The sequence below is a fragment of the Lentzea pudingi genome (assembly GCF_014646255.1).
GTDB classification, from domain to species: Bacteria; Actinomycetota; Actinomycetes; order Mycobacteriales; family Pseudonocardiaceae; genus Lentzea; species Lentzea pudingi.
In genome coordinates, this window is record NZ_BMNC01000003.1 from 477,608 (window position 1) to 503,963 (window position 26,356).

23 protein-coding genes are annotated in these 26,356 nt (G+C 71.0%); 7 read left to right on the top strand and 16 right to left on the bottom strand.

Features of this window, described 5'->3' with window-relative positions; all coding sequences use genetic code 11:
* Positions 1 to 96 precede the first annotated feature (96 nt).
* Complete coding sequence (locus tag IEY88_RS13190; protein ID WP_189154976.1) at positions 97 to 537, top strand: hypothetical protein; 441 nt, start codon at positions 97 to 99, stop codon at positions 535 to 537.
* A 97-nt stretch (positions 538 to 634) separates the two neighbouring features.
* Here IEY88_RS13190 and IEY88_RS13195 read toward each other — a convergent pair whose 3' ends face one another.
* Both IEY88_RS13195 and IEY88_RS13200 read right to left on the bottom strand, forming a co-directional pair.
* Positions 635 to 3,514, bottom strand: a complete 2,880-nt coding sequence (locus tag IEY88_RS13195) for an AfsR/SARP family transcriptional regulator (protein WP_229693335.1) — start codon at positions 3,512 to 3,514, stop codon at positions 635 to 637.
* A 243-nt stretch (positions 3,515 to 3,757) separates the two neighbouring features.
* Positions 3,758 to 4,327: a hypothetical protein gene (locus tag IEY88_RS13200; RefSeq protein WP_189154978.1), complete on the bottom strand. Its 570-nt coding sequence runs from the start codon at positions 4,325 to 4,327 to the stop codon at positions 3,758 to 3,760.
* Between the two features lie 207 nt (positions 4,328 to 4,534).
* Between IEY88_RS13200 and IEY88_RS13205 the strand changes: the two genes are divergently transcribed.
* The 4 genes from IEY88_RS13205 to IEY88_RS13220 all read left to right on the top strand — a co-directional run bounded on the left by IEY88_RS13205 (position 4,535) and on the right by IEY88_RS13220 (position 8,643).
* Positions 4,535 to 4,951, top strand: a complete 417-nt coding sequence (locus tag IEY88_RS13205) for a DUF6892 domain-containing protein (protein ID WP_189154979.1) — start codon at positions 4,535 to 4,537, stop codon at positions 4,949 to 4,951.
* Between the two features lie 96 nt (positions 4,952 to 5,047).
* A complete protein-coding gene (locus IEY88_RS13210) occupies positions 5,048 to 5,506 on the top strand; it encodes a nuclear transport factor 2 family protein (protein ID WP_189154980.1) in 459 nt (152 codons plus the stop codon).
* A gap of 120 nt (positions 5,507 to 5,626) precedes the next feature.
* Positions 5,627 to 7,294 carry a maltose alpha-D-glucosyltransferase gene (gene treS, locus IEY88_RS13215; RefSeq protein ID WP_189154981.1) on the top strand — a complete coding sequence of 556 codons (1,668 nt, stop codon included), beginning with the start codon at positions 5,627 to 5,629 and terminating at the stop codon, positions 7,292 to 7,294.
* Positions 7,291 to 8,643 (top strand): maltokinase N-terminal cap-like domain-containing protein, encoded by a 1,353-nt coding sequence (locus IEY88_RS13220; protein ID WP_189154982.1) that lies wholly within the window; start codon positions 7,291 to 7,293, stop codon positions 8,641 to 8,643. The genes treS and IEY88_RS13220 overlap by 4 nt, the downstream gene beginning before the upstream one ends.
* A gap of 36 nt (positions 8,644 to 8,679) precedes the next feature.
* Here IEY88_RS13220 and IEY88_RS13225 read toward each other — a convergent pair whose 3' ends face one another.
* Genes IEY88_RS13225 through IEY88_RS13265 form a run of 9 tightly spaced genes read right to left on the bottom strand, consistent with a single transcriptional unit; the run spans position 8,680 to position 19,054 of the window.
* Positions 8,680 to 9,411 (bottom strand): phosphotransferase, encoded by a 732-nt coding sequence (locus IEY88_RS13225; protein WP_189154983.1) that lies wholly within the window; start codon positions 9,409 to 9,411, stop codon positions 8,680 to 8,682.
* Positions 9,412 to 9,415: 4 nt separating this feature from the next.
* Positions 9,416 to 10,702, bottom strand: coding sequence for a vWA domain-containing protein (locus tag IEY88_RS13230; RefSeq protein WP_189154984.1), 1,287 nt, complete (start codon positions 10,700 to 10,702; stop codon positions 9,416 to 9,418).
* 19 nt (positions 10,703 to 10,721) lie between these two features.
* A complete protein-coding gene (locus IEY88_RS13235) occupies positions 10,722 to 12,935 on the bottom strand; it encodes a serine/threonine-protein kinase (RefSeq protein WP_189154985.1) in 2,214 nt (737 codons plus the stop codon).
* Positions 12,932 to 14,194 carry a caspase family protein gene (locus IEY88_RS13240; protein WP_189154986.1) on the bottom strand — a complete coding sequence of 421 codons (1,263 nt, stop codon included), beginning with the start codon at positions 14,192 to 14,194 and terminating at the stop codon, positions 12,932 to 12,934. Before IEY88_RS13240 ends, IEY88_RS13235 begins: the two co-directional genes overlap by 4 nt.
* On the bottom strand, positions 14,191 to 14,559 hold the full coding sequence (locus IEY88_RS13245) for an effector-associated constant component EACC1 (RefSeq protein ID WP_189154987.1): 369 nt from the start codon (positions 14,557 to 14,559) through the stop codon (positions 14,191 to 14,193). Before IEY88_RS13245 ends, IEY88_RS13240 begins: the two co-directional genes overlap by 4 nt.
* A gap of 2 nt (positions 14,560 to 14,561) precedes the next feature.
* Entirely contained in the window at positions 14,562 to 15,560 is a 999-nt protein-coding gene (locus IEY88_RS13250; RefSeq protein ID WP_189154988.1) for a glutamate ABC transporter substrate-binding protein, read from the bottom strand.
* Complete coding sequence (locus IEY88_RS13255) at positions 15,557 to 16,858, bottom strand: GlnX family signal transduction membrane protein (RefSeq protein WP_189154989.1); 1,302 nt, start codon at positions 16,856 to 16,858, stop codon at positions 15,557 to 15,559. Before IEY88_RS13255 ends, IEY88_RS13250 begins: the two co-directional genes overlap by 4 nt.
* Before the next feature lie 10 nt (positions 16,859 to 16,868).
* Positions 16,869 to 17,843, bottom strand: a complete 975-nt coding sequence (locus IEY88_RS13260; RefSeq protein ID WP_189154990.1) for a glutamate ABC transporter substrate-binding protein — start codon at positions 17,841 to 17,843, stop codon at positions 16,869 to 16,871.
* The gene (locus tag IEY88_RS13265; RefSeq protein WP_189154991.1) at positions 17,840 to 19,054 is read right to left on the bottom strand and encodes a GlnX family signal transduction membrane protein; all 1,215 of its coding nucleotides are present in this window, start codon (positions 19,052 to 19,054) and stop codon (positions 17,840 to 17,842) included. Before IEY88_RS13265 ends, IEY88_RS13260 begins: the two co-directional genes overlap by 4 nt.
* Positions 19,055 to 19,403: 349 nt before the next feature.
* Between IEY88_RS13265 and IEY88_RS13270 the strand changes: the two genes are divergently transcribed.
* Positions 19,404 to 19,961, top strand: a complete 558-nt coding sequence (locus IEY88_RS13270; RefSeq protein ID WP_189154992.1) for a fibronectin type III domain-containing protein — start codon at positions 19,404 to 19,406, stop codon at positions 19,959 to 19,961.
* 56 nt (positions 19,962 to 20,017) lie between these two features.
* On the opposite strand, the gene IEY88_RS13275 is transcribed toward IEY88_RS13270, so the two are convergent.
* Positions 20,018 to 20,974, bottom strand: a complete 957-nt coding sequence (locus tag IEY88_RS13275; RefSeq protein ID WP_189154993.1) for a hypothetical protein — start codon at positions 20,972 to 20,974, stop codon at positions 20,018 to 20,020.
* A 43-nt stretch (positions 20,975 to 21,017) separates the two neighbouring features.
* Positions 21,018 to 21,377 (bottom strand): PadR family transcriptional regulator, encoded by a 360-nt coding sequence (locus IEY88_RS13280; protein WP_229693413.1) that lies wholly within the window; start codon positions 21,375 to 21,377, stop codon positions 21,018 to 21,020.
* A gap of 192 nt (positions 21,378 to 21,569) precedes the next feature.
* Between IEY88_RS13280 and IEY88_RS13285 the strand changes: the two genes are divergently transcribed.
* A complete protein-coding gene (locus IEY88_RS13285) occupies positions 21,570 to 22,430 on the top strand; it encodes a hypothetical protein (protein ID WP_189154995.1) in 861 nt (286 codons plus the stop codon).
* Between the two features lie 104 nt (positions 22,431 to 22,534).
* Here the strand turns inward: IEY88_RS13285 and IEY88_RS13290 are convergent, their stop codons facing one another.
* The 3 genes from IEY88_RS13290 to IEY88_RS13300 all read right to left on the bottom strand — a co-directional run bounded on the left by IEY88_RS13290 (position 22,535) and on the right by IEY88_RS13300 (position 26,281).
* Complete coding sequence (locus IEY88_RS13290; protein ID WP_189154996.1) at positions 22,535 to 22,771, bottom strand: hypothetical protein; 237 nt, start codon at positions 22,769 to 22,771, stop codon at positions 22,535 to 22,537.
* Positions 22,772 to 23,045: 274 nt separating this feature from the next.
* Positions 23,046 to 24,269 carry a Gfo/Idh/MocA family protein gene (locus tag IEY88_RS13295; protein ID WP_189154997.1) on the bottom strand — a complete coding sequence of 408 codons (1,224 nt, stop codon included), beginning with the start codon at positions 24,267 to 24,269 and terminating at the stop codon, positions 23,046 to 23,048.
* A gap of 77 nt (positions 24,270 to 24,346) precedes the next feature.
* Positions 24,347 to 26,281 carry a DUF4832 domain-containing protein gene (locus IEY88_RS13300; RefSeq protein ID WP_229693336.1) on the bottom strand — a complete coding sequence of 645 codons (1,935 nt, stop codon included), beginning with the start codon at positions 26,279 to 26,281 and terminating at the stop codon, positions 24,347 to 24,349.
* Positions 26,282 to 26,356: the final 75 nt, after the last annotated feature.

A 26,356-nucleotide genomic window follows, 5' to 3' on the forward strand; every position in this document is an offset into this window, starting at 1 on the left:
GCGGTGCCATGGAGGACAGGACAGCACATGCCGCTACGTCAGGTGCAACCTCGGCTGCCACCGGGCGACCGGCCTGGGCAGGCTAGGTTTGCCCGCGTGAGTCTCCTCGACGACGTGGCCGAACGCGACGGCTGGCGGTGCTGGGTGTGCGACGAGCCGGTGGATCCCGGCATGTCGGTGAACGACCCGCGCGGCCCCAGCGTGGACAGCCGGACCGCGGACCGGAAGGCGAAGATCGCCGAACGCCTGGCCCACCGCGGCTGTAACACCCGCAAGGGCGCCGTCAAGGTCGTCATCGCCTGGCCGGACCGCCTGCACGTGGCCGAACCCGCGCCCCTGATCACCGTCGCCGGCCGGCTGGAACGCAAGGGCGGCCGCGAACTCGTGGCCCGCTGCCCGACGCGGCAGGACGCCCAGGAGGCGGCGGAATGGCTGGAGGACCGCTTCTCCCGCCTGGTGCCGGGCCTGCCGGTGACCGCGGGGGTCGAGGCCGGCGGCGGTCAGTTCCTCGTCGTCCTGTCCACCGGCCGCCGCTGACCGGAGCCACCCGCGTCGGCCACTGGGCTGACACGTGCGCCGTCGACGACCCGCTACGTGCGGGACAGGCCGGGTCCGAAGTGGACTGTGGACGTGCTCAGCCTCGCAGACCGTTCGACGCGTCCTCGTCACTTGACGCGATACCGGCCGTCGCACGTGACTGCTCGTCCAGGTCACCGGTCTCGGTCGCGATGGCCAGCGCCTCCCGGTGCGCGGCGGGCGCGCCCGGACGACCGGCCGCGCGCAGGGCCTCGGCCAGGCCGTTCAGCGAGTTCGCCTCGCCGTAGCGGTGCCCGGTCTCCCGGAAGATCTCCAGCGCCTCCTCGTGCAGCCCGATCGCCTCTTCGGCGCGGCCCAGGTGGACGTGGACCTGGCCCAGGGTCGACAGCGCCGCGGCCTCGCCGTAGCGGTGACCGAGGTCGCGGAAGTGGGCGAGTGCCTGGTGCAGGTGCGCCGCGGCGGCGGTGTGGCGGCCGAGGTGGGTGTAGGCGTCGGCCAGGTTGGTCAGCGCGGTCGCCTCGCCTGCTCGGTCACCGAGTGCGCGGAACAGCTCCCTGCCCGCGTTCAGGGCTTCGGCGGCGCCCGCGTGGTCGCCCGTCTGGCCCTGCACGGTGCCGAGGTTGGTCAGCACCGAGGCCGTGCCGTGCCGGTCGCCGAGTTCCCGGTAGCGGCCGAGCGCCTGCTGGAGGTAGCCGATGGACGCGTCGACGTCGCCGAGGCGGTCCTCGACGATGCCGAGGTGTGACAGCGCGCGGGCTTCACCGGCGCGGTCGGAGTGGTCGCGGTGCAGGCGCAGCGACTGGCGCAGGCGTGCGGCCGCCGGGCTGTAGCGGCCGAGCAGGCGGTGCGCGGCGCCCAGGTTCGTCAGAGCCCGTGCCTCACCCTCGTGGTCGCCGACCAGACGTGCGGCGCGCAAACCGTTGGTGTGCATGACGAGTGCTTCGCGGTGGTGCCCGGCTTCGAAGTACCGGTACAGCACCTCGGCCAGGCGCATCGCCTGCCCGGGGCGGTCGTGACCGGTGGCGAACGCGCACAGGTCGGTCAGGTTGGGCCGTTCCGCGTCGAGCCACGCGCGCATCCGGGCGGGGTCGGCCGCCGGCGTGGTCACGGCCACGCGGCCGGTGGGGTAGACGACGTCCATCGCCTCGATCGCGGACGTCAGGTAGTGGTCCAGCAGCCGGTCGAACGAGGCGGTTCGCTCAGGGTCGTCCTGCGCCAGGTCGACGGCGTAGGCGCGGAGCAGGTCGTGCATGCCGTGCCGCCCGGCCGGGCCGCGGTCGACCAGGTGCGCCCGGACGAGCACGTCCAGCAGCCGGCCCGCGGTGTCCGGGTCGCGGTCCGTGAGCGCGGCGGCGCAGGCCACGTCGAAGTCGCGGCCGGGATGCACGCCCAGCAACCGGAACAGCCGCGCGGCCTCGTCCGGGAGGTGCTTGCAGGACCACGAGAGCACCTCGCGCACCGCCGCCCGGCCGTCACCGCCGCCGTCGAGCAGCCGCAGCCGCCGCTGCCGGTCGCCGAGCTCCCCGACCAGCTCCGCCAGCGCGGTCTCCGGCCGGCTGACCACGAGCTCCGCGGCCACCCGCAACGGCAACGGCAGGAACGCGCACTGCTCGGCCAACGCCGCCATCGCGGACTCGGAACCCGGCCGGTCGCCGATCAGCTCGCGCAGCAACACGATCGCGTCACCCCGCCGCAACGGCCGCAGGTCGAGCCGCCGCGCGCCGTGCACCGAGACCAGGCTCGCCAGGCTGTCCCGGCTCGTCACCACGACCACGCACGACGGTGAACCGGGCAACAGCGGCCGCACCTGCTCCACCGCCGCCGCGTTGTCCAGCACGATCAACAGCCGCCGGTCGGCCACCTCGGTCCGGTACCGGGCCGCACGTCCGTCCAGGCCGGCCGGAATCGCGGACCCGGCGACCCCCAGCGCCTGCAGGAACCCGCCCAGCACGTCCGCGGCGGCGAGCGGCTTCCCGGCCTCGTACCCGCGCAGGTCCACGTACAGCTGGCCGCCCGGGAACCGGGCGCGCAACCGGTGTCCCCAATGGACGGCCAGTGCCGTCTTGCCGACACCCGCCGTTCCGCAGACCGCGATCACCGCCGTCGCGGCGGGGTCGCGTCCGGCGAGCAGTCCGTCGAGTACGGCCAGTTCCGAAGCACGGCCCAGGAAACCGGGTGTGCCGGCAGGCAGCTGGGCCGGCACCGGACCGGCCTGACGAGACACAGCAGGCACTGGTTCGCCGAGCAACTCCGCATGAGCACCGACGAGTTCCGCTCCGGGGCCGATCGCGAGTTCGTCCCGCAGCACCCGCCGAGTGGTGTCGTAGGTGGCGAACGCGTCCGCCCGGCTGCCCGCCGCGGCGTAGGCGCGCACCAGAAGTGCCTGCACCGCCTCGTCCAACGGGTGGCCGGCCGCGTGCTCCACCAGCAGTGGCAGGAGGTCCGCTGCCCGGCCCAGCCCGATCATCGTCTCGGCGTGGGTGAGCAGGGCGTTGCGCCGTTCGCTCAGCAGCGCGACGACTTTGGCGTGCCCGGCCAGTCCGGGGTGGTCGGCGAACGGCCGTCCCTGCCACAATCCGAGCGCGGTGCCGAGCAGACCGGCGGCCTCCTCCGCGACGGTCGTCCGTCCGGCGGCGGACACGAGGGCGCGGAACCGGTCCACGTCGACCTCGTCGTCCGGGATGCGCAACGCGTAACCGTCACCGACGAACGGGATGCTGGTGCTGCGCGCATATCTGTGCCGCCCGGGGTCGAACAACCGGCGCAGGTGCTTGACGTGCGTCTGGATCACGTTGGCCGCACTGGGCGGCGGGTTCTCGCCCCACAGCGCGTCCACCAGGTCCGCCCGCCGCACGACCCGCCCGCCGGCCAGGGCGAGCAGGCCGAGCACCGCGCGTCTGCCCGCCGGCCCCAGCTCGATCTCCCGGCCGTCGTGCCAGGCCCGCACCGGGCCGAGAACCTGGACGCGCAACGACACCCCCGAACGCCGATGCCATGCTGGCACAGGCGGTTCGGCCGCGGCAACGACCGGATCCCGTTGGCAGGCGGTCGCATTCGGGCCCGACCCGGGATCTGCGAGTCCGCGTTCCAGAGCCGCCTGCCCGTTTCGTGATCGCCGGGTGATCACGAAACGGGCAGAGGAACGTGCTACCGCCGCACACCCGGAACGGTGGGAGACAGCCATTTCCGGAGATGGCCAGGAAGGCCGGTGCCGTCGAGGTCAGGAGATCCGGTCGAAGCGGCCGATGGGGTACACCCAGCCGCGGGTGAACTGGAGGCCCAGCTGGTGGTGGTACTGCTGGCACGCGCTGGGCTGGGGCAGATCGGGGCAGAAGACCACGTCGATGGCCGAGTAGGTGTACACGTTGTTCGGGGTGGCCGGGTTGTCGACCGGCGTGACCACGTTCCTCGCGGACCACGTCACCGAGGCCAGCCGTGGATCTTGCGCGCCGGGGTACAGCACGTCGGACTCGGGGTCGTACACGTAGATGTGGTCGCTGAAGATGCACACGTTCGCCCCGAAGTAGAACTCGTACATCTTCGTTCCCTGGCTGGTCTCGTAGACGGGCTCCACGACCTCCTCCCGATAGCAGGGAGTGCCCGGGGGAAACACGCGGGGCGGGCTGATCGGCCACGCGTTGGTCTTGACGTCCGCCGCGCTGTACGACGACGTCTTGTTCAGGCCCGGCTTGGAGGCCGGCACGGACGCCGACGCTCCCGGAGCCGCGATCACGATCACGGCCATGAGCGCCAGGGCTGATGTGAACAGGTGTTTGAAGCGTGCTGACACTGGAACACCCCTCTGGTTGAAATGACGAACGGGTGCGTTCTTCTGCTGCGGTGCGGGATGTGTCAGCTGGTGCTCCAGCCGTGGACCACCAGGCTCACCCGGCGGACTGGACGCAGATTGGACGGAGACTGAACTCGGCGGCACGTCAGCGGTTCCGGCCGCCGGAGCAGGGCGTACGCCCTGAGCCGCTGCCTATACGGTGTGGGCATGAGCCAGCCGATTCCGTTCGCCGACACCAACTTCAAGCTCGCCGTCGTCCAGGAGCTGATGTATGGCCAGGAGCTCCTGCCGAGGTTCGACCTGCGCGAGTACGCCGCCGAGCAGGGCTTCACCTACGACGGCGGGAGCGTGGAGGCGGTGCCCGAGGCCCTGGCCTACTTCGAGGCGCTCGAGGTCCCCGCCGAGCTCGCGGAGAGGATCACCCGGATCGAGATGGACGGCGGCAACGAGATCTACCTCGAGATCGCGCCGAACTGGGACGGCGAGGACGGGCTGTTCGACGTCGCCGAGTTCGCCGACGTGCGGCACTTTCCCCACCTGAAGTCGATGACGCTGTTCTACACGGGCGACGAGGAGGCTCTGGAGGCCCTCCGTGCCCGCGGCATCGAGGCGGACTGGCTCTGAGTTCCGAGAAGGGGCTCCAGGACACGGCACCGCCTAGCCTTGCCAGGGTGTGGCACACCCTGCCGCAGGAGCCACCGCCGGCTTAGCGTCGAGATCATGAACGACCAACAGGTGATCGAGGACCTGCACACGCGGTGGGTGTTCGGCTGGGACCGCCGCGAGGGCGACGAGCCGTTCGGCTTCGCGCGCACCTTCGGCGAGTTCTACGACTTCAGCTCGCCGGAGGTCCGCCTCTACGACGACTTCGACCCCGAACGCCGGGTGTCGACGACGGCCACCGGTTACGGCGCGATCTGGGAGCCCGTCTTCCGCGGCGTCGTGTCCGCGTGGCACGTCGTCGACGACGGCCCGCACGTCATCGCCGCGGACGGCCTCGCGGCGTCCACCCTGCGGTTCCTGGCCAGGATCGTCGCACCCGGCGGTGTCACGGACATCCGGACCACGACCTCGCTGGTCTGGCACCGCACGGCGGCCGGGTGGCGCATCGTGCGCGAGCACAACTCCACCGAGGTTTTGCAGCCGGGGGAGCTCGACGGCCGCTTCGACGGCGCCTGAAGCATCACCGCGGCCGACGCGTGAAGCGGCACCTCACCTGATCCGGTGAACGATTTGATCTTGGCGCCCGCAGTGCCTCACTCTGCCGCAATCCGTCGACATGTGTGAGCGAGAGGTGCCATGGAGCACGAGGCTAACTGGTTCAAAGGTGCTGTCTTCTACGAGGTTCTGGTCCGCGCCTTCTGCGACTCCAACGGTGACGGCACCGGTGATCTGCGCGGCCTGGCGTCCAAACTGGACTACCTGCGGTGGCTCGGTGTCGACTGCCTCTGGCTGCCGCCGTTCTACGCCTCGCCGTTGCGCGACGGCGGGTACGACATCAGCGACTTCCGCGCGGTGCTGCCGGAGTTCGGCACCGTCGAGGACTTCCAGCACCTGCTGGAGGAGGCGCACCGGCGCGGGATCCGCGTGATCACCGACCTGGTGCTCAACCACACGAGTGACGCGCACCCGTGGTTCCAGCAGTCGCGGCTGGACCCGACGGGCCCGTACGGCGACTTCTACGTGTGGAGCGACGACGATTCCGCGTACTCCGACGCGCGGATCATCTTCGTGGACACGGAGTCGTCGAACTGGACCTACGACCCGGTGCGCGGGCAGTTCTTCTGGCACCGCTTCTTCAGCCACCAGCCGGACCTCAACTACGACAACCCCGCCGTCCAGGACGCGATGCTGGACGTGCTGAGGTTCTGGCTCGAGGTGGGCATCGACGGGTTCCGGCTCGACGCCGTGCCGTACCTGTTCGAGCGCGAGGGCACCAACTGCGAGAACCTGCCGGAGACGCACGACTTCCTCCGCAAGTGCCGCAAGGTCGTCGACGACGAGTTCCCCGGGCGGGTGCTGCTCGCGGAGGCGAACCAGTGGCCGTCGGACGTCGTGGAGTACTTCGGTGACCAGGCCGTGGGCGGCGACGAGTGCCACATGGCGTTCCACTTCCCGTTGATGCCGCGCATCTTCATGGCGGTGCGGCGGGAGTCGCGGTTCCCGATCTCGGAGATCCTCGCGCAGACCCCGGCGATCCCGGAGAACGCCCAGTGGGGAATCTTCCTGCGCAACCACGACGAGCTCACCCTCGAGATGGTCAGCGACGAAGAGCGCGACTACATGTACGCCGAGTACGCCAAGGACCCGCGGATGAAGGCGAACATCGGCATCCGCCGCCGCCTCGCCCCGCTGCTGGAGAACGACCGCAACCAGCACGAGCTGTTCACCGCGCTGCTGCTCTCACTGCCCGGCTCGCCCGTTCTGTACTACGGCGACGAGATCGGCATGGGCGACAACATCTGGCTGCAGGACCGCGACGCCGTCCGCACACCGATGCAGTGGACCCCGGACCGCAACGCGGGCTTCTCGAGCTGCGACCCCGGCCGGATCTACCTCCCGGTGATCATGGACCCCGTCTACGGCTACCAGGGCCTCAACGTCGAGGCGCAGGTCCGCAGCCAGTCGTCGCTGCTCAACTGGACCCGGCGCATGATCGAGGTGCGCAAGCAGCACCGCGCGTTCGGCCACGGCGACTTCACCGAGCTCGGCGGCTCGAACCCGACCGTGCTCGCGTACCTGCGCACGCTCGGCACCGACGTGGTGCTGTGTGTGAACAACCTGTCCCGGTTCCCGCAACCCGTCGAGCTCGACCTGGCGGAGCACGCCGGCGCCGTGCCGCTCGAACTCACCGGCGGCGTGCGGTTCCCCGCCGTCGGCGAGCTGCCGTACCAGCTGATGCTGCCCGGTCACGGCTTCTACTGGTTCCAGCTGAACTCCGACGTGGAAGGCGGCGACGAGAAGTGACGACGAGCGAGGCCGTGGCGGTTCTGCCCGAGGAGCTGGACCGCTGGCTCGAGAGCCAGCCGTGGTTCCGCGCCCGAGGACCGGTGACCTGCGAACGGGCGACCGTCCTGCACCACGGCGATCCCGCGCTGGTCCACCTGGTGCTGGCGTGCAAGGGGCGCCGGTACCAGCTGCTGGTGGGCGTGCGGGACGCACTGCCGGAACGGCTGGAGCACGCCCGGATCGGCGCCGCCGGCGAACGCGTGGCGTACGAGGCGGTGTACGACCCGGAGCTCACCGCCGTGCTGCTCGGCCACTTCGAGGACTTGGCGGAGGTCGCGGGCCTGCGGTTCCGCGGCGCGGTGCCCCCGAGGTACGCGGCCGCGCCGGTCGGACGCCCGTTCCCCGGCCCGCAGCGCAACTGCTCGATCGTCTACGGCCAGCGGCACGTGCTGAAGTTCTTCCGCGAGCTGACCCCGGGCGACAACCCGGAACTGGTGCTGCACGACGCACTGCACTCGGTCGGCGACCCGCACATCGCGGCGCCCCAGGGCTCCCTGGAGTCCGAACTGGACGGAGTCCGCACGACGTTCGCGGTGCTGCACGAGTTCGTGCCGCTGGGCGCGCTGGGCTGGCCGATGGCGACCGCCAGCGTGCGGGACTTCCTCGCGAACCCGAGCGACGACCCGCAGAGCGCGGGCGGCGACTTCGCCGCCGAGGCGCACCGGCTGGGTCGTGCGGTGGCGAAGGTGCACGCGGACCTGCGCGAGACGCTGGGCGAGCAGGTCGCCGGTCCGGGTGACGAGGTCGAGTTCGTGGCGGCCCTGCACACCCGCCTGGACGCCGCGCTGGACGAGGTGCCGTCGCTGGCGGAGTTCGAGGCGGGCATCCGTGCCCGGTTCGACGCGGTCCTCGCGACCGGCGAACCGATTCGCCTGCAACGGGTGCACGGCGACCTGCACCTGGGCCAGGTGCTCCGCTCGCCGCACACGTGGGTGCTCGTCGACTTCGAGGGCGAACCGCACGGCACCGCCGCCGAACGCTCCCGCCCGCGCCCGGCGGAGCACGACGTGGCGACCGCACTGAGGTCGTTGCACTACGCGGCGGCCCAGTTGCTGGTGGGCGCCGACGACGTGGCGATGCGTCCCAAGGCCGCCCGGTGGCTGGAGCACAACCGCGACGCCTTCCGCGCCGGGTACGCGGACGTGTCGCCCGATCGCACGCTCGGTGGTGCGCTGCTGACCGCGGTCGAGCTGGACCGGGCGGTGCTGGAGGTGCGGCACGAGCACCGGTTCCGTCCTGAGTGGATGGTCATCCCGCTGTCCGCGATCGCGGAGACCGTGACGGGCGCACCGGCCTGGCCGGTGTGACGGGCCCGGCGCGGGCCGACAGGCCCGCGCCGGACCTCAGAGCGCTCGAACCTCGGCGAGCCGCTTCTTCGAGTAGTCGTCGTCCCAGCAGACAGCGGCCTCCCACGCGGCCGACGCCTGCGCGGCGACGTCGAACGCGCCGTCGTCGAGACAGGCGGCGTTGCCGGGCAGGACGAGGTCGAGGTCGGGGACGTCGACGTGCGCCTCGTCCCAGTCGATCAGCCCGATGTGGTTCGCGGTCACGCGCACGTTGCCGGGGTTGGGATCGCCGTGCACGACGCAGGTCGCACGTCCGGCGAGCCGTGCCCACGCCGCCCGGCACCGCGCGACGCCCTCGGCGGGCATCGCCTCCAGGTCGATCTTCGTCCCGGTCGTTGCCCGCAGCAGGTCGGTCGACGACCGCCAGCCGGGCCGCTGCGGCCATCCTCGGGTGAGCCGGTGCAGTTCGCGGAGCGTGCGGGCCACCCGGCGCCAGTCGGCCCGCGTCTCGGGCGGTCCGCCTTCGAGGTGGGTCATGACCACCAGGCCGTCGTGGAAGAGCCTGCCGTCCGAGGTGGGGATCGGCACCGGCACGGTCAGGCCCTCGCGGTCGAGGTACTGCAGGAGCCCGGTCTCCCAGGCGAGATCGGCGTCGCTCCTGGTGCCGAGACGGCCGACTGCGAGGCGCCCGCCGATGCGCAGGCTCCACACGTCGTTGGCCACACCGCCGGAGAGCGGCTCGACGCGCACCACGTCGTGACCCCACTGCCCGAGCGACTCCCACCCCATCGCGTCACGAACCCCCGTCTGAACGCTGCCACCGCTCCGTCTTGCGCGACTCCAGCAACGCCATCTCGGCGTCCACGTCCTCCATCCTCCCGCGCAGCCGGATCCGCGCGGTCTTCGCGTCGATGATCTCCGCGACCCCCTTGATCGCGTCCAGCACCGGCTCGCGGTTCGACTCGTCGGCGATCTGGGCGGCTCGCCCGAGCTTGACCGTCGCCTCGTCCGTGCGGCCGTCGCGCAGCGCGCCGATGCCCTCCTGCATCACCTGGTCCAGCTCGACCTGGCCGGTGTAGTGCGCGACCATCGGGGCGATCTTGGTGGACTGCACCGGGTCATCGGTCCACATCGCCTCCACCAGACCGCGGCCGATCTCGCGCCCTCCGGCGACGACGTGCACGCGGGCGGCGAGCACCTCGTCGTCGAGGACGTTGCCCGCGGGGAGCTCGACGGACAGGTGGAAGTCCCTCGTCTCCGCGCCCCACGAACCGGCCGGGTAGTCACCGACCAGGGCGGAGACCTCGGTGCGGCGGTCCGTCAGGTCGAGGGTGTTCGGGTACACCTGCTTGAGGAAGCGGACCCGGCTGCCCCGCGGGGTCCACACCCGCAGCGCCACGTTGCCGACCGCGGTGCTCATGAAGTCCTCGGCCATCGCGCGGAACACGTCGGGGAGCGCGCGTTCGTCCGGCAGGCCGTTCGCGTCGCCGTGCAGCGCGTCCGCGACCGCGCGCAGCGGTTCGGCCGCCCAGTGCCTGCCGACGCCGAGGCTGTGGCAGACGAACCGGTCGCGGCACCGGCGCAGCGCCGCCGCGAGCTCCTCCTCCGTCTGGTGCTCGTTGTGCCCGTCGGTGAGGAGGATGCCGTGCTTGATCTCCGCCGGCTGCCCGGCCAGCAGCTCGTTCGCGAGGTCCAGCCAGGTGCCGATCGCGGTGCCGCCGTTGGGGTCGAGCCGCCCGACCGCCTTCGCGGCCTCCTTCCTGGTCTGCGGTGACGCGATCACCATCGTCCTGTCCGCGGGGTAGGCCATCCGCGCGGAGTTGGTGCCCGCCACGACCGCGAACGCCACACCGTCGTTGAGCATCTTGATCGCGGTCGCGGTCGCCCGGCGCGCCTGCACCATCTTGTCGCCGCTCATCGAGCTCGAGCAGTCGATCATGATGACCTGGGCGGCGGTGGGCGCCGGTCCCCGGCGTTCGCCCGCCGTGCTGACGGAGATCACCGCGTCGATGGAGCGCTGCCCCTCGGGGAGGTACCTGTTGTGGTCGACCCTGAGCGTGAAGTCCGGCGACTCGCTCACCTGAGCACCTCGTCTCTCGTCAGAACAACGTCCTGGGACGGACCCTGTTGGCCTCGCGGACCAGCTCGATCCGGCGGCTCGCGGCGTCGGTGACGCTCGCCAGGTCGCGATACGCCTGCTCCAGGCCGAAGCGCAGCTCCCGTTCCTCCAGCGGACGGCCGAGCACCTCGCCCGTGTGGCCGGTCTCGGCGCTGGCGGTCACCCAGTCCAGTGCGGCCTCCAGCACCCGCACCGACAGGTCCGCCTGCTGCTCGATGCCCATCCGCAGGCGTTCCAGCCGGGCGGACGCGTCGAGCAGGTGCGGCTTCGCGGCGTCGGGGGAGAGGCGGGCGTGGATCGCGGCCACCTGGGCGGGCACGTGCTGGCTGGACGACTCCGGCACGCCGTCGAGCGCCTCCACCGCCGCGGCCAGGTCGCCCTGCCTGCGCAGCACCCGTGCCAGTCCGAACGCGGCGCTGACGTAACGGGTGTCGGTGCGCCACACCAACCGGTACAGCTCGCCCGCGCGCTCGTCGTCACCGAAGGCCTCGGCCGCCGCCGCGAGCGCCAGCTTCGGGCTGAGCTCTCCCGGCACCGCGTCGAAGACGGCGTCGAACTCCGCCACCGCGTCGCGGGGCTGCCCCGCCGCCATCGCGAGGATCCCGCGGTACCAGGCGAGCCTCCAGTCGCCCGGTGCCGCCTCCGCGAGCTCGGCGAGGTCCGCGCGTGCCTGCTCCAGCTGACCGTGGGCGATCCGCACGGCGACGAGCTGCAGCTTGACCTCGTCGCTCTCCACCGGGATCGCCTCCAGCGCGGTGATCAGGTCGTCCGGGGTGGACGCGGTGATCGACGCCAGGTGTGCGGCGGCGGGATCCCTGGGATCGACCAGCGGTGAGGGCAACGCGTCCGGCGTCCGCGTCCAGTCGATCTCGTCGTCCTCAGTGGACTCGGTGCCGAAGGTCCTGCGCTCGATGGAGAACCGCGTCGACACCGGTTGCCGTGCCGTGCCGTCCTGCGCGGCGAGGACCTCGTGCAGCACGCCCTCCAGCTGCCCGTACATCTCCTCGGCCGACGAGAACCGCTTGCCCGGATCGATGTGCGTGGCGCGCCGCAGCAGGCGGTAGTACGCCTCGTGGGCGGTGAACAACGGCGTCACGGTGCGAGAGGGCAGGGCGTACCAGTTCTCCTCCCTGGTGAACCCGTGGAACTCGATGCTCAGCACCGCGAGGGTGCGGCCGACGGTGTACAGGTCGGACTGGACCGACGGGCCCTTCTCCCGCAGTTCCGGCGCGGCGAACCCCGGGGTGGCGAGCAGCGTGTCGCCGGGGTCGTCCGCCCGCACCGCCGCTCCGAGGTCGATGAGCTTGACCTCACCGCCCGCGTAGAGGGCGTTGTCCGGCTTGAAGTCGCAGTACAGCAAGCCCAGCGAGTGCAGGTGACCGAGAGCCTGCACCACGTCCATGGCGTAGGCGAGCACGTGGGTGAGCGGCAGCGGCGCGCGCTGGCCGCGGTGGTCGCGGTGCTCGAGGAACAGCTCCTGCAACGACGGGCCGTCGACGTACTCCATCACGATGTAGCCGTCGAGCCTGCCGCTGCGGGCGTCGCGGTGCGTCACGAAGTCGTTGATCTTGACGACGTTCGGGTGTTTGACCTTCAGCAGGTGCCGGCGTTCGTTGATGGCCTGGTCGAGAGCGGAGGGGTCATCGGTGTCGATCAGTCCTTTGAGGACGACCCAGTGCACGGTGTCGGCGTCGCTCAGGTGCGTGTCCCTGGCGAGGTAGACCCAGCCCTGACCGCCGTAGGCGAGGCAGCGGACGATCTCGTAGCGGTCCGCGACCTGCTCGCCCTTCGTGAGACCGGGGGTGAAGGAGAAGCGCGCGCCGTCCTTCGGGCACTCACCCTCGGTGGGACCCGGTTCACCGGCGGCGCCGCGGCCGACGGGCTCGTTGCACCGACGGCAGTGCCGCCTGGTCTCGGGCACCACGACGACGGCGGAGGTCTCGGTGGCCGGGTCGCGCGGGGGCAACGACGGCAGCACGACCCCGGAACGCCGCCACGGCACGGAGGTCGGGCGGGAGGGGGCGGTCTGACCCGGTGCCGTGCTCGGCACGGATGCCGGTACCGATGCCGGCGCCGCGGTGGGCACCACCGGAGCAGGAGGCGGGCTCGCGCTCTTCGCCTTGTGCCCGCAGTCGTCGCAGAAGCCCCACTCGTCGATCGTTCCCTTGCAGCCCGGCCGGGCGCATGCGTTCACCGCTGGTTCTCCGTTCGCTTCCGCTCTCTGCGGCGCACGACCGCCTGGACCGAGGCCTCGACCGCGTGCACCGCGGCCGGGAGGTCGCACGGCTTGACCCACAGCAGGTTCCAGGCCACGTCGTACTTCCTGCGGAGGTCGATCTCCTCGGCGAAACCCTCCTTGGCCGCGACCAGCCGGTAGAGGTCCAGCCGCTGACGCAGCTCGTGCCGGGTCGCCAACGGCTCCTCGGCGCGCAGGCGCTGCCGTTCCGCCGCGGCACCCGCGTCGGTCACGTCCGCGTCGAGCGCGCCGAGCACGGCCTCCTCCGGTCTCCGCCCGCCCATCGCCATGGCCTGCAGTGCTTTCAGGCGTTGCCGCAGCCCCGGCGCGGCGGGGACGAACGGCGGCAGGCCGGAGTCCTTGATCCGGTCGATCGTCAGGTCGCAGGCCGCCGTCGTGCGTGCTTCGACCTCGTCGAGCTCCGCCAGACGGGCCTCGACGTCCTGCAGCGCCCGATGGATCTTGTGCGCCGCGTTCGGAGCGAGCGCGAGCCACGCGGCGTTGTTGCTGTGGTTGCAGCTGGGCTCCGGATGCCCCTGCCCCCGCAGACTCGCCAGCACCTCGCGGAACAACGCGTCGAGCGTCAGCAGCATCGTCGGCTCCGCCGGTACGCCCTCGTCCAGCACGCGCAGCAGTTCGCCGGTGAACAGCGTGTTCCGCATGCCTGCCGGGGCGAGCGCCTTGCCGTACGCGGCGGCGAGCACGTACGCCCCTTTGACCCCCACGTGCTCGATCACGCTCGACGAGGCGGACATGGTGTCCGGCAGTTCCCTGGCCGCGTAACAGCAGTCGAGGATCAGCACCCGCGTCCGCGCCCGGCTGCGGTGCAGGTAGTGACGCAGGTCCTCGCACCGCAACGCCGACGTGCGCAACGAGTCCGGCATGGTGTCCCGCATCGTCAGGCACAGCTCGTTCTTCTTGTCCCACGTCATCTCGCCGTGCCCGGCGTAGTAGACGAGCAGGACGTCCTCGGCCTCGGCCGCGGCGCGGGTGATCTGGCTGCCCACACCGATCTGGTCGGGAGGGTCGTGCAGCACCACGCAGTTCTCCGGCGGGAGTCCCGCGCCGTGCGGCGAGGTCAGCATCCTCGCGAGGTCGTCCAGGTTGTTCTCGACGCCGGGCAGCGCCGGGAACGCGGGATCGGTGTAGGAGCTCGTCCCGATCAGCACCGCACGGGACGCGGCGGGGTCCGGCAGGACCGGCTGGTGTTCGCTCACGTCGTGCCGCCTTCGTGCTCCTCCAGCACCTCCCGCAGCATCGCCTCCACCGTGGCCTGGTTCCCCTTGGCCTGCTTGACGTCCACCTCGGTGCTGCGGCCGTCCGGGCCGGTGACCTTGATCTTGATGTGGGACCGGCGGCTGACGAGCCAGGTGGCGAGCGACCCGGCGAGCGCGGTGACGGCACCGCCGTTGCCGACCGAGACGCTGAGCACGTCGGTGAGCCAGCCCATCTCCTGCGGACTCCGCTCGGGCTTGCCGAGCGAGACGCCGCGCAGGTCGGGCCGGTTGAGCAGCCACCCGTGCAGCGACTCCAGCTCGGCGAACGCGTCGGGGCTGTCGTGGATCTCGATCGCGGCACTCATGCCTACTCCTCGTCGATGTAGTGGGCCGGGGGTGGCTCCGGAACCGGGCCGGGTTCGTCCGGGTCCCGCAGCCACTTCTCGTACAACCGCTTCCACGTGCCGTCGGCGCGCATCCGTTCGAGCACGCCGTTGACGAACCGGACGAGTTCCTCGTCGCTCTCACGCATGGCCAGCCCGTGGTGCTCCTCGGAGAACCGCTCGCCGACGATGACCGTGGCGGGGTCCAGGTCCTTCAGCCCGAGCAGCACGCTGTCCGTGGTGGAGCTCGCCTCCACCTGGCCGCGCTGCATCAGCACCAGGCAGTCGGGGAACTCCCGCACGCCGACCGGTACCACCCCGAGCGCGGGCTCCATGAGCTTGCCCATCGACGTGGTGCCGTTCGGAGCGCAGACCCGCTTGCCCCTCAGGTCTTCGATGGACCTCACACCCGAGGTCTTCGGCACCAGGACCCGCTGGCCGGAGATGAAGTAGTCCGAGCTGAACATGACCTTCTTGGTGAACCGCCGCTCGCAGGTGATCGTGATCGAGTCCGCGAGCAGGTCGACGTCCTCGGCCGCCAGCTTGGGGAAGTTGTTCGAGAAGTTGACCTCCACGAGGGTCACGGCGTTCTCGTCGCCGAACAGCTGCTTCGCGATCTCCTTCACGACGTCGACGTCGAACCCCTCCAGCAGGCCGGTCCGCGGGTTCAGCGAACTGGACCTGTTGAGGTTCTGGTCGACCCCCGCGACCAGCCGGCCGCGCCGCACGATCTCCGCGAGCGTGCTGCCCGGCGGCGCCTGTGCTGGGGCGATGCCGGCCGGTTTGAGGCTGCTGCGCTCCGGGACGAACTCGGGGCCCGTGCCCGGCGGGCACTGCGTCGGTGCCAGCGCACCTCTGGTGTCGTCCATGCCGGGAGGCCGCAACGGCTCCAGCGTCGTGCGCGCCGGTACCGTCACCGCCTGGCCGCAGGAGGTGAGGAGGCACAGAGCCGCCGCCACGGCGACGAGTTTCCTGGTTCTCATCGGTACTCCCGGATCCGGGGCGCCATGCCGAGGCCCGCGGCCGCCGCGGCGACCAGCATCGACGTCACGAGCACGAAGTCCGCGCCGCGCAACGAGTTCACCGCGCCGGCCGCGCCGTTCTGGAAGGTCTCCTCGGAGCGCCGGAGCGCCTCCGCCAGCTTCTCGTCCAGCTGGGTCGCGAGCTTGGCGGTGCCGCTCCAGTCCGCCGTCGCAGGGGTGGACCGGTTCCGCTCGTGCAGCTCCTGCCAGTCGCGCCAGTGCGAGATGGCGGCTTCCACGGTCCGTTTCTCCTCCGACTGCTCGTCGAACCGCTCGGCTGCCCCGGCGAGCGATCCCAGGCTGTCCTTGCCCGCGTTGAGCTTGTCGCGTGCGGCGCGGAACTCCTGTTCGTAAGGGTCGGCGTTGCTGCGTTCGACGCGTGCCAGGGCCTCGGTGCTGCGCGCGGTGAGCGCGTTGATGCGGGCCTCGGCGAGCGCCTCCGTCCGGGACTTGCCGCGCAGGCTCGTGTCGACCTCGTTCGCCGCGGCGAACGAGGTGGTGACGAGCCAGCCGATCGACAGCAGCACAGCGGCGGTCGCCACCAGCAGCCCGCGGTTCAGCGTGCGGCGCGTGGTCTCCCGCAGGTACAGCTGGACCGCCACGAGCGCGGCCAGTGCGAGCAGGCACGAGGTGATCGCGAGCCAGGCGACCGAGCTCGCGTCGCGCTGGGCCTGGGTGAGTTTTCCGAGTTCCTCGCGGTACAGCGCGAGCGAGTCGGGCAGCAGGACCTCGCGCACGAGTGCCGAGGCCTGCCTCAGATAGGCCGCGCCGAGCGCGAAACCACGTTTGTTCTCGGTGTGCGCCGTGTCGACCAGCCCGGCGTAGTTCGTGAGCTGTGCGGTCAGGCGGGCGACCGTCTCCGTGGTCGCGGTGGGTGCGTTGGCCGCCGCGGTGCTCAGCGCGACCGCGGCCTTCTGCACGTGGTCGAGGTACCCGGCGCGTTCGGACGGGCCGGCCTTGTCTCCCACCAGGAACGCGCTGTTCGCGGCCGCGTCCGCCTCGGACAGCGACTGGTACACGTCCAATGCCGCGCGCGCCAGGGGAATGCCGCGCTGGGTCACCTCGGTCAGGGCGGCCCGGCGCTGCGCGATGTCGACCGCGCCCACCAGCCCGGCGAGCAGGCAGAGCGCCACGAGCACCGCCGCCATCGCGCTCAGGCGGCCGGGTGGCGTTCCCGTCGCCCAGCGCATCCGGTCCCGCAGGAGGTGGATGCGGGGGTTCCCGCCACGCGGCACTCCGTCGTGCACCGAGGAAATCACCGTGTCACCCTCATTCCGGCCGGTACTGGAGCGCCGGCGGTTCGGCCGGTCCGAGCTGGTCCGCGAGCCACGTCCGCTGCAGCTGCCGCCAGGTGCCGTCGGCGACCACCCGTTCCAGCACGGCGTTGACGAACCGCACCAGGTCCAGCCGGTGCTGCGCGATCGCGATGCCGGTGGGGTCGGACCGCAGCTGGGGTCCGACGATGCGGGTGGTCGGGTCCTGCGCGGCGAGCCCGGCCAGGATGATGTCGCCGGTCGACACCGCGTCGACCTGACCCTGTTGCAGGAGCAGCAGGCAGTCGGCGGTGTTGGCGGCGGCGACCGGGATGGGCTTGGCCGGGTGCTCCGCGATGGGACGCAGGTTCGTGCTCGTCCGCGAGGCGCACACCTTCCGGCCGCCGAGCCGGCCTAGGTCGTCGATGCCCGAGTCGTGGTGGACGAGCAGTCGTTGCTGGGAGGAGTAGTACTCGGCGGAGAACGCGACCTCTTGCCACCGCTCGCAGGTCATCGTCATGCTGGAGAGCACGAGGTCGACGCGGTCGGTGCGCAGGGCCGGGATGCGGTCCGCCGCGTCGGTCACGCGGTACTGGACGTGGTCCGCGGCCTTCGCCCGGTCGCCGCCGAAGATGGCGTGCGCGATCTCCTCCGCGAGCGCCGCCTCGAACCCCCGCACCTGCCCGGTGCCGGGGTCGCGGAAGCTCAGCAGGTAGGCGTTGCCCACGCCGACGACGATCTTGCCCTTCTCCCTGATCCTCAGCATGGCCGAGCCCGCGGGCAGCTGCTCCGGCGCCGGCAGCGGTCCCTGCGGCCGGTAGCTCTGCTCGGCGCGGCAGTCGGTCCTCCGCTCCACCGGGATCTCCGGCGGCACCTGCATCTGGGTCGGCACCGGCGCGGGAACCGACAGCGGGAGCGTCGGCGTGACCGCCATCTCCGGGGTCGCGCAGGCCGTGAGGAGCAGCGCGGTGGCCAGCAGCAGTCGCCTCATCGGTACTCCCGCAGCCTTGGCAGGTAACCGAACCCGACTCCCAGCGCGGCGAGCACCATGAGCACCGCGACGCCGAGGTCGCCAAACGCCAGCGCGTTCCGCGCGTGCGCCGACTCCGATTCGAACCGCTCGTTCGCGATCTGGATCGCCTTGCCCAGCTCGTCGTCGACCGTCCTCGACGGGCTCGCCGTGCCGCCTTGTTGCCCGGCGTTCGTCGCGAGCTTCACGGCCAGGTCGAACTCGCCGCCGTCGTCCTTCTCCCGCAACGCTTTGTGGCCCGCGAGCCAGTTCGACCACTGCTCACCGGCCCGCCGCACCGCGTCGCGCGTCCCAGGCGTGGTGGCCGCCCGTTCCGCGTCGGCGAGCAACCTGCCGCTCAGCCTCGCCGCGGCGAGGTCGAAGTCGGCCTCGTGCACCGTCCCGTTCCCCCGTGCGACGAGGATCAGCGACTCCGCGCACCGTGCTTTCAGCGCCTCGGCCCGGACTTCGGAGAACACCGCGACCTGTGCCGTGCCCTCGGTCCTGCCCGCGTGGGCGTGCGCCGCCGCGACGACGGACGCGGTGACCAGCCACGCCACCGCCGCCACCGCGCACACCGTGGCCACCAACAGTCCCGCGTTGAAGATCCGGCGGGTGGTGCGCGCGAGGTGGACCTGCGCGGCGAGGAGCGCCAGCAACACGAGCACCGCCGCACCGATCACGACCGGGTCCACCGAGGAGGCCTCCTGCTGCGCCTGCCGCAGCCGGGCGTTCTCCTGCCCCAGCAGCCTTTCCGCGGCGGGCAGCATCACCGTCTGCGCGACGGTGGAGGCCTCCCGGAGGTAGGCGACCCCCTGGGGCAACCCCTGGCGGTTGAGCGTCCTGGCCGTCTCGATCAGCCCGGTGTACACCGGCAGGTGGGTGTTCAACGTGGTCAGGTCGGCCTCGGTGCCCTCGGCGAGCGAGGCGGTGCCCAGTGCGGCGGACGCCTCGGCGATGTTGGTCCGGTACCGGTCACGCAGCTCGGCCGGTTCGACGTCACCGACGAGATACGCACCAGCCACGGTGGCGTCGGCGTCCGAAAGCGACTGGTAGACGTCCATCGCCGCACCGGTCAGCGGGCCGCCGCGGTCGATCACCCGGTCCAGCGCGGCCCGCCGCTGCTGCACGTCGAACGCTCCGGCGACGCCCGCGCCGAGGCACAACGCCACCAGCACGACGAGAATGACCACGAGCTGCCCCGGCGGGCTGGAATATGCCTGGCGGCGCGGAATTCCAGTGAGGAAGCGGGCCCTGGTCGCCTGCCTGTCACGTGCCGGCACAACCACCAACGCCCCCTTGTGAAAGATCGCCCAACGCGGAACATCGATCAACGGCGAAGAATAGTTACGCGTCAAACGAAGTTTCCGGGAATCGGTCGAGTTCACTCGCTTGCCTCGGCAGATCGCGACGCCGGAACCGCAGCGCGGGGAAGTCGGCGACGAAATCCATTCGCAGCTGATGGATTCGCCGACCTCGGCGCGGGACAGAAACTCGATCGTTCGTGCCATTGGCAAACGGCCTGACGACACTGCCCGGCACGTGCGTTGTGAGTTCAAGGTGACAGCGGCGAACCAGGCCGGGCAGAGCGGGTTCTCCGGCACGGTGTCCGCGAAGCCGGTGGGAGCACCACCGATCCCGCCGACGATCAGGGCGGGCGCCGAGCCGGGAACCATCTGGCTCTCCTGGGCCTGTTCGCTCGAGTCGCAGCCGGCGGCGCTGTGGATCGAGGAGAACAGGGGGACCGGGTGGACCAGGCGCCCCTACCCGATCTGGCACTCGATCGGCCTGTGCGACCAGTCGTACCGGATCGACACGGCCTGGTACTCGCCGGGGCAGCACCTGCAGTTCCGCGTGGTCGCCGAACGGGCGGGCGCCAGCAGTGTGTCCAATGTGGCCGGTGCGAACGTCAAGGCGACCAGGGCGCAGTTCTACCTGAGTCTGACGGAGCCCAACGCCGCGTCGCAGCAAAGGTTCTTCGCGGCCAAGAACAACCCGGGTCCGTACGCCGACTACAGCTTCGAGGGTGTCGTCGCACCAGTCGGACTGCTACGCACTGGCCAACTCCTACTTCTTGGGGGTCCGGCTGGGCGGCGGTAGTCACTGGTGATCGGGGTGGGGGTCCGTGCCGTGCGGACCCCACCTCTCCCGCGACGTCAGGCGGTCCGCGGCCGGCGGAGAACGCGGCGAAGGTGATTGAGAGCCGTGGTCGCCGCCGTGAACGCCACGGCCGCTTTCGCGACGACCGGGAGGAGTCCGTACAGGACCGTCGCGGCCAGGAACGTGCCCCGCGGCAGGAGGTCGTGGATCGGCATGAGCGTGTAGGTGGCCGCGCTCGCGATCACCAGGCCGGTGAGCAGGCCACGCGCCCCCGTGCGGCGCAGGACCAGGACGACGGCGACGACGAGCGCGACGGCCATGCCGATCTGGAGCGACTGCGCGTCGAGGTGCATCGAGTAGGGCTGCCTGCTGCCGGCGGGCACCGACACCGCGAAGGTGGCCACCGCGAAGACCACCGACACCGGGGTGACGAGCGCGGCGAGACGTCCGGCGTTCCGCAGTTCGCCCCGGTCGGGCCGGAGGGAAGGCGCGACCAGCACGAGCAGGGCACCGACCGCCACGGTCAGGTGGGCGCTCGCGTAGGGCGTGGACGCCGCGGTGAGGCCCGCCGCGACCGCGAAGACCCTGACTGACCGGGTGTGGCCGAGCAGTACCGACACCACGACACCCAGCCAGAACGACGTGATGATCGCGAGCGCCAGGTGGTCCAGCACAGAGCCGATTTCCACGGACTCGGTCAGGCCCGTGCCGTCGAGGGCGGTCAGGGCCCAGAGCGCGACGAGGTAGCCGGTCACCAGGGCCGCGACCGGGACCGTGGCCGCGGCGGTCGCGCCTCGGATGCCGTCGCCCGCCTCGCGCGCGTGGGCTCGGACGGCGCCGCCGAGCAGGCTGGCCCGTTCCCGTGCCGTGGGCCGGGTCTGGCCTGGCTCCGCCATCTCGCACAGGGTGCCCAGCATCTCCTGCTCGCGTTCGGCGCGGTAGCCGGCGGGGTACCAGCGGAGCAGTCTTCGGTAGGCGTGTTCCAGGCGGGACGCGGGGTCGCTGAGGGTCACGAACGGGCTCCTTCGGGGCTCTGAGGTGGGGTTCTGGGGTGGGTCAGGCCAGGCCGGTGGCGGGATTGGTGCCGAAGCCGAGTCCGCGGTCGGCGCGGGCGCGCAGTGCCGCCGCGGCGGTGTCGGCGTTGGCGCGCAGTCGTGCGGTCTCGCCCGCGAGGACCTCGGCGCCGGTGTCGGTGAGCCGGTAGTAGCGGCGCAGGCGGCCGTCGACGACCTCTTCGCGGTCGAGCTCGATCCAGCCGTCGTCCTTGAGCCGGTCGAGCGCGCCGTACAACGTGCCCGCCTGCAGGCGGACGCGGTCGCCCGAGAGCGCCGCGACGGCTTGGACGATGCCGTAGCCGTGCAGCGGTTGGGTCGTCAGCGAGGTGAGGATGAAGAAGGTGGGTTCACGCAGCGGCATCGGCACGCCGTGAAGTTACAGTGCCCGACATATATCGTCAACCGACCTATGGCAAAGCCCGGCGTTGTGCATTCCACACTGAGTAGCCGATCGCTGACCTTGCGTTGACCAGGTGCTCGAGCGCTGCTGGATCAGCCGCCTTTCAGTGGGGACGTTGAAAGGTCGACGACCACCGGCTGACACAATGGACGAATGGCTCTGGGTTACCTCCTCGCCGGCCTGGCGACCCTGGCGTCAGGCAGCGGTTCGATCCTGGAGTCCGTAGGTGTCCGCCGCGCGGGCGCGTACGGCGGACGTTCTCTCGATCTCATCGCTCTGCGACGCCAGTGGCTCTACTTCCTCGGTCTCGGTGTGAACCTGCTGGGATTCGCCTGCGCCTCCGCGGCACTGCACCGGCTGCCGTTGTTCCTCGTGCAGTCGATGCTCGCGTTCAGCGTCGGCGTGACCGCCATGATCAGCGCCTTCATGGGCGCGCGCCTGCGTGCACCGGGATGGGGCGCGCTGCTCGTCGGCGCGATCGGCCTGGTCCTGCTGGGCGTGTCCGCGGAGCCGGGCCGCGCGCAGGCCCTCCCACCGCAGTGGCGCTGGGTCCTCGTGGGCGTGGCGGTTCCGGTGGCCGCGATCGCCGTCTACGCCAGGCGCCACGGCCAGGTCCGGGCGACGGTGGCACTGGCGTTCGGCTCCGGTGTCGCCTACAGCGTCGTCGGCATCTCGGCACGAACGCTCCACCTCCCGGACGCTCTGTGGCGACTCGTCCTGGAACCCGCGGCCTGGGCGATCGTCCTCAACGGAGTCACCGCGGCGGTGCTGTTCGCGATGGCGCTGCAAAGGGGCGGCCCGACCGGGGTCACCGCGGTCATGTTCACCACCAACACGGCGCTCTCGTCGTTCGTCGGACTCGTCTACCTCGGCGATCACGTCCGCGACGGGTACGTGACCGCCGCGGTCATCGGGTTCGTGCTGGCGATCGCCGGAGCGATCGCCGTCGCCCATTACTCGGCGAATCCCCGGCAGAAAGAGCGCACCCCTGCCGTGACCGTCACGCGGGCGTGAGGCGTCAACGCCCTTGAACCGTTGAGGGCGGTGCGACGCAGATCGCGTTGTTGCTCGTTGGGGAGTTTCCCGGCTGGCGCGACCGTCACGTGGACGCAGGACACTCAGGGGATGAGGCTGTATCTGCCGTCGCCATGGCGCTCGAAGTAGGCGGTGTACTCGCCGGGATTGCCGCGACGGTGTTTCGGCAGGAACACGCCGTAGGTGCGATCAGCCCAGCCGGGACACGCACGACGCACGTCGTTCGGGCGGAACCTTCTCGGCAGATCACCGCGACTGATGGCATCGCGGATGTCGTTCACGAACCGGCTCATCAGCTCACTCCCGACCTCGTGGTTCATCGGCCATCCTGCGCTCGTCCACCACGCTTGCGCACTGGGCTGGACGGGTGAAGGGAGCTAGCCGACAAGCTGCATGCTGAGAGCGGACACCAAGCAGGTGCCCGCTCTCAGCATGAACGCGACTTCGCTACGCAGGAGACACGTTGACGGGTGGGCCGTGGTGCCAAGTGGACGTGGAGGCCCGTCCAGCACGGCTACCGCTTGATCGAGTCGGGCTCACGTGCGGGCGTGAGGTTCCGCGGAACCGGCCACCGGCGCGGCTCCACCGTGACCGTCACGCGGGCCTGACCTCCAACCGCGCCAACGGGTCCTGCCCGCTCTCGAAGTACGAGACCAGCTCCGGGTCCAGGCCCTGCACCTCACGCGGCATGCCTCCGGTGCGGAGCGACTCGGTGGCCCGCACCCCGGCCGCGACGGCCATCCGCGCGGCGACGGGTGAGGTGTCGGTGACGCCTCCTTCGCGCGCGAACCGCAGGAACTCGTCCACGAGGAGCGGATCGGCGCCACCGTGCCCGTCGTCCTCGGCGTCCGGCACGGGGTACTCGGCGTCGGCTCGCTCGCGGTAGGCGGAACGGCGGGAGTTCCAGACCTTCACCACCGCGCCGGGTCCGTCGCCGAAGTTCTCCAGGCGGCCGGCGTCACCGATGACGGTGTAGTTGCGCCAGTAGTCGGGGGTGAAGTGGCACTGCTGGTAGGCGGCCAGCACTCCGTTGTCCAGGCGCAGGTTCACCACTGACACGTCCTCGACGTCGATGTCGGGGTTCAGTCCGCGCTGGGTGTGCGGCGGCCAGTTGCCGTCCTCGTTGTGCCAGTCGGCGTGCTTGGGCTCGCCAGGGGCGCGGCGGTGCGGGTTGTCGCCGTAGACCATCAGGTCTCCGAACGCCTGCACCTGCCGGGTGTAGCCGTTCGCGAGCCAGTGCAGGACATCGAGGTCGTGGCTGGCCTTCTGCAGCAGCAGGCCGTTGGTGTAACGGCGTTCGGCGTGCCAGTCCTTGAAGTAGAAGTCGCCGCCGGATCCGACGAAGTGCCGCACCCACACCGATTTGACCTGTCCGATCTCACCTCGCGTGATGATGTCGCGCATCAGGCGGACCACCGGCATGTGCCGCATGTTGTGCCCGACGTAGAGGCGGCTGCCGGTCTCGTAGGCGGTGCGCAGCAGTTCGTCGCACCGCTCGATCGAGATGTCGAGGGGCTTCTCGACGAAGACGGGCTTGCCCGCTTTGAGGGCCAGGCAGGCGAGATCGGCGTGGGTGTGGTCGGGGGTGAGCACGACGACCGCGTTCACGTGCGGGGACTCGATGACCTCCCGGTGGTCAGCGGTGATCAGCGCTCCGGGGAAGGCTTTGTCGGCTTCCGCCCGCGCGGCCGCGTCGTGCTCGGCGAGTGCGATGACCCGGCTGCCCGCGCCGGGGCGGTGGGCGGTGCGGGCGATCGAGCCGCGAAGCCCGAAGCCGAGGACGCCGAGACGGAGGTCGCGGTGGGTGGTGACGGTCATGGAGAAGCCTTCCGCGCGGCGCTGGTGGTGGAGTGGGAAAGGCGGCCCGAGGCGCAGGCACCCCGGGCCGCCCGTGGTCAGCTCACGGTGATCCTGTCGATGTCCGGTGCCCAGCCGGACGGGTTCGAGATGGTGACGGTGTTCCCCTGCCCGGCGCGCAGGGTCACCGTCACGGTGGTGGTCCGCGGGGTGACCCAGTCCGGGGTGGACGGGAAGCTGACGGTCTGCGCGGCCGAACCGTTGGCCTGGATCCTGGCGGAACGGGACTCCTGGCTGGCGTAGTGCAGCGTCACGGTGCGCGTACCGCCGGTGCCCCCGTCGACGTTGTTGAACCTGAGGGTGCCGGCGTTGCCGATGTAGCCGACCTTGGTGCCGCCCGAACATCCGCCGCACGCACCGGTGACGGCGCCTCCCGCCAGGGTGTTGCCCGAGGCCTCGGCCTCGTAGCTCCTCGCGGACTGGCCGGCGCCGACGGTCATCCCGCCGAGGTCGAGCCACCCGTCGGCGTTCTGGCCCGCGTTGGCGAAGCGCAGCTTCTTGGCGTTGGCGTTGATCGTCTCCAGCGGGTTCTTGGCCTTCAGGACGAGCCGGTAGTTGCCGGTGTTCAGGCCGTTCAGGTCGACCGGGGCGTCGAAGTACCTCGCGTACCCGAAGTCCCGGTACGTGGGGTCGGCGCCGACCTGCCAGTCGGGGAAGGCGCGGATGCGGGTCGGCATGACCTGCCGCAGGTCCCAGGAGGTGTCCCACGTCCTGACCACGTTGCCGGCTGCGTCCTTCAGCCCGAGGCTCATGGTCCAGGGGTAGTAGAACGGGGCCACGCCGGTGTTGTCGATCTGCACGCCCACCTTGGTGGTGCCCTGCGCGGTGTTGTGGAAGTAGGCGTTGCGGACGGTGAGGTTGTAGCCCATCAACCGGACGGCCGCGGCCACGTTGGGATCGGCAGGGGAGTACTCCAGACTGCGCTCGTTGATCTTCCACGTGGTGTGCTCGAGCTCGATGCACGCCTTCATGTTGTCGACGGGTCCGGAGCCGCCAGGCCAGCTGGCGAACGCGACCGGCTGGATCTCGGGCCGGACCTCACCGCCCATCGAGGCCGTGATCCACCGGTTCTCCACGCCGTTCTCCAGGGCCTTCTGCAACTGGGCCCAGGGTGCGCCGCCCATCGAGACCGGCAGCGTCACGCCCTGACCGCCTTCGCGGTAGCAGAAGGAGTCGTCGTGGTAACCGATGCGCGGCAGGGAACTCGACGCACCACCCGCGTTGTCCGCGTAGCGCAGCTCGAGCCTGGTGCGGGTGAACGCGCGGTTGTAGGTGTTGAGGATGTCGGCCGCGTTCGCGTTGGTGGGCATGTAGTTGGGATAGGTGTCGCTCGACGTGTCGGTGTCGTAGGGCCAGGTGTGCCACTCACCCCACAGACCGATCAGTCCCAAGTGGATGTAACCGAGCCGCGGGTCGCCGTCGTAGCGCGCGCCGAACGCGGTGATGAAGTTCTTGAGCCCCGTCATCAGGAACGGGTTGTCGTAGTCCGGGCTCGTGACGTCCCAGTAGGCGTTGTGCCTCATGGCGACCTGCCCGTTGAAGCACGCGGGGATCGCGTTGCCGGGGTGGGTGCCCGTGCCGCCGCCGGGATACTCCATGTACAGGCGGATCGCCGCGTGGTTGCCGGCCGCCGCGATGGTGTTGAGCGCGTTGTCCACGATGCTCCAGTTGTAGCTGGAGCAGTTGTTCGGGTCCGTCATGACCTCGGACAGGCCGAAGTAGGCCCAGGTCAGCGAGAGCGGGTAGCCGGCGTTCGGGTCGGTGCCCGGTTGCAGGAAGCGGGCGAACCCCTTGAGCGGGTTGTCCAGCGGTGCGTCGGCGGTGGCGAGGGCGTGGGCGGGCAGGCTCGGATCCGGGGCGGGGCCCGGCGCCGGGCGGTCAGGGACGCCCTGCGCGGACACGTCCGCGGCGTGGGTGAGGCCGGGCATCGCGGAGGGCAGGAACGCGACAGCCGCGGCACACAGAGCGGCCACCAACCTCCTGCGTTTGGATGTGGCTGTGGACATGGAGCGACCTCCAGGGGGACGAGGAGAGCTGCAGGGTCCAAA

Excerpts from the sequence above, each read along its gene's own strand:
- IEY88_RS13210 (WP_189154980.1), top strand. The coding sequence starts at position 5,048 with ATGAACGACCAACAGGTGATCGAGGACCTGCACACGCGGTGGGTGTTC.
- IEY88_RS13260 (WP_189154990.1), bottom strand. The coding sequence starts at position 17,843 with ATGAGGCGACTGCTGCTGGCCACCGCGCTGCTCCTCACGGCCTGCGCG.
- IEY88_RS13295 (WP_189154997.1), bottom strand. The coding sequence starts at position 24,269 with ATGACCGTCACCACCCACCGCGACCTCCGTCTCGGCGTCCTCGGCTTC.
- treS (WP_189154981.1), top strand. The coding sequence starts at position 5,627 with ATGGAGCACGAGGCTAACTGGTTCAAAGGTGCTGTCTTCTACGAGGTT.
- IEY88_RS13285 (WP_189154995.1), top strand. The coding sequence starts at position 21,570 with ATGGCTCTGGGTTACCTCCTCGCCGGCCTGGCGACCCTGGCGTCAGGC.
- IEY88_RS13290 (WP_189154996.1), bottom strand. The coding sequence starts at position 22,771 with ATGAACCACGAGGTCGGGAGTGAGCTGATGAGCCGGTTCGTGAACGAC.
- IEY88_RS13245 (WP_189154987.1), bottom strand. The coding sequence starts at position 14,559 with ATGAGTGCCGCGATCGAGATCCACGACAGCCCCGACGCGTTCGCCGAG.
- IEY88_RS13225 (WP_189154983.1), bottom strand. The coding sequence starts at position 9,411 with ATGGGGTGGGAGTCGCTCGGGCAGTGGGGTCACGACGTGGTGCGCGTC.
- IEY88_RS13205 (WP_189154979.1), top strand. The coding sequence starts at position 4,535 with ATGAGCCAGCCGATTCCGTTCGCCGACACCAACTTCAAGCTCGCCGTC.
- IEY88_RS13250 (WP_189154988.1), bottom strand. The coding sequence starts at position 15,560 with ATGAGAACCAGGAAACTCGTCGCCGTGGCGGCGGCTCTGTGCCTCCTC.
- IEY88_RS13280 (WP_229693413.1), bottom strand. The coding sequence starts at position 21,377 with ATGCCGCTGCGTGAACCCACCTTCTTCATCCTCACCTCGCTGACGACC.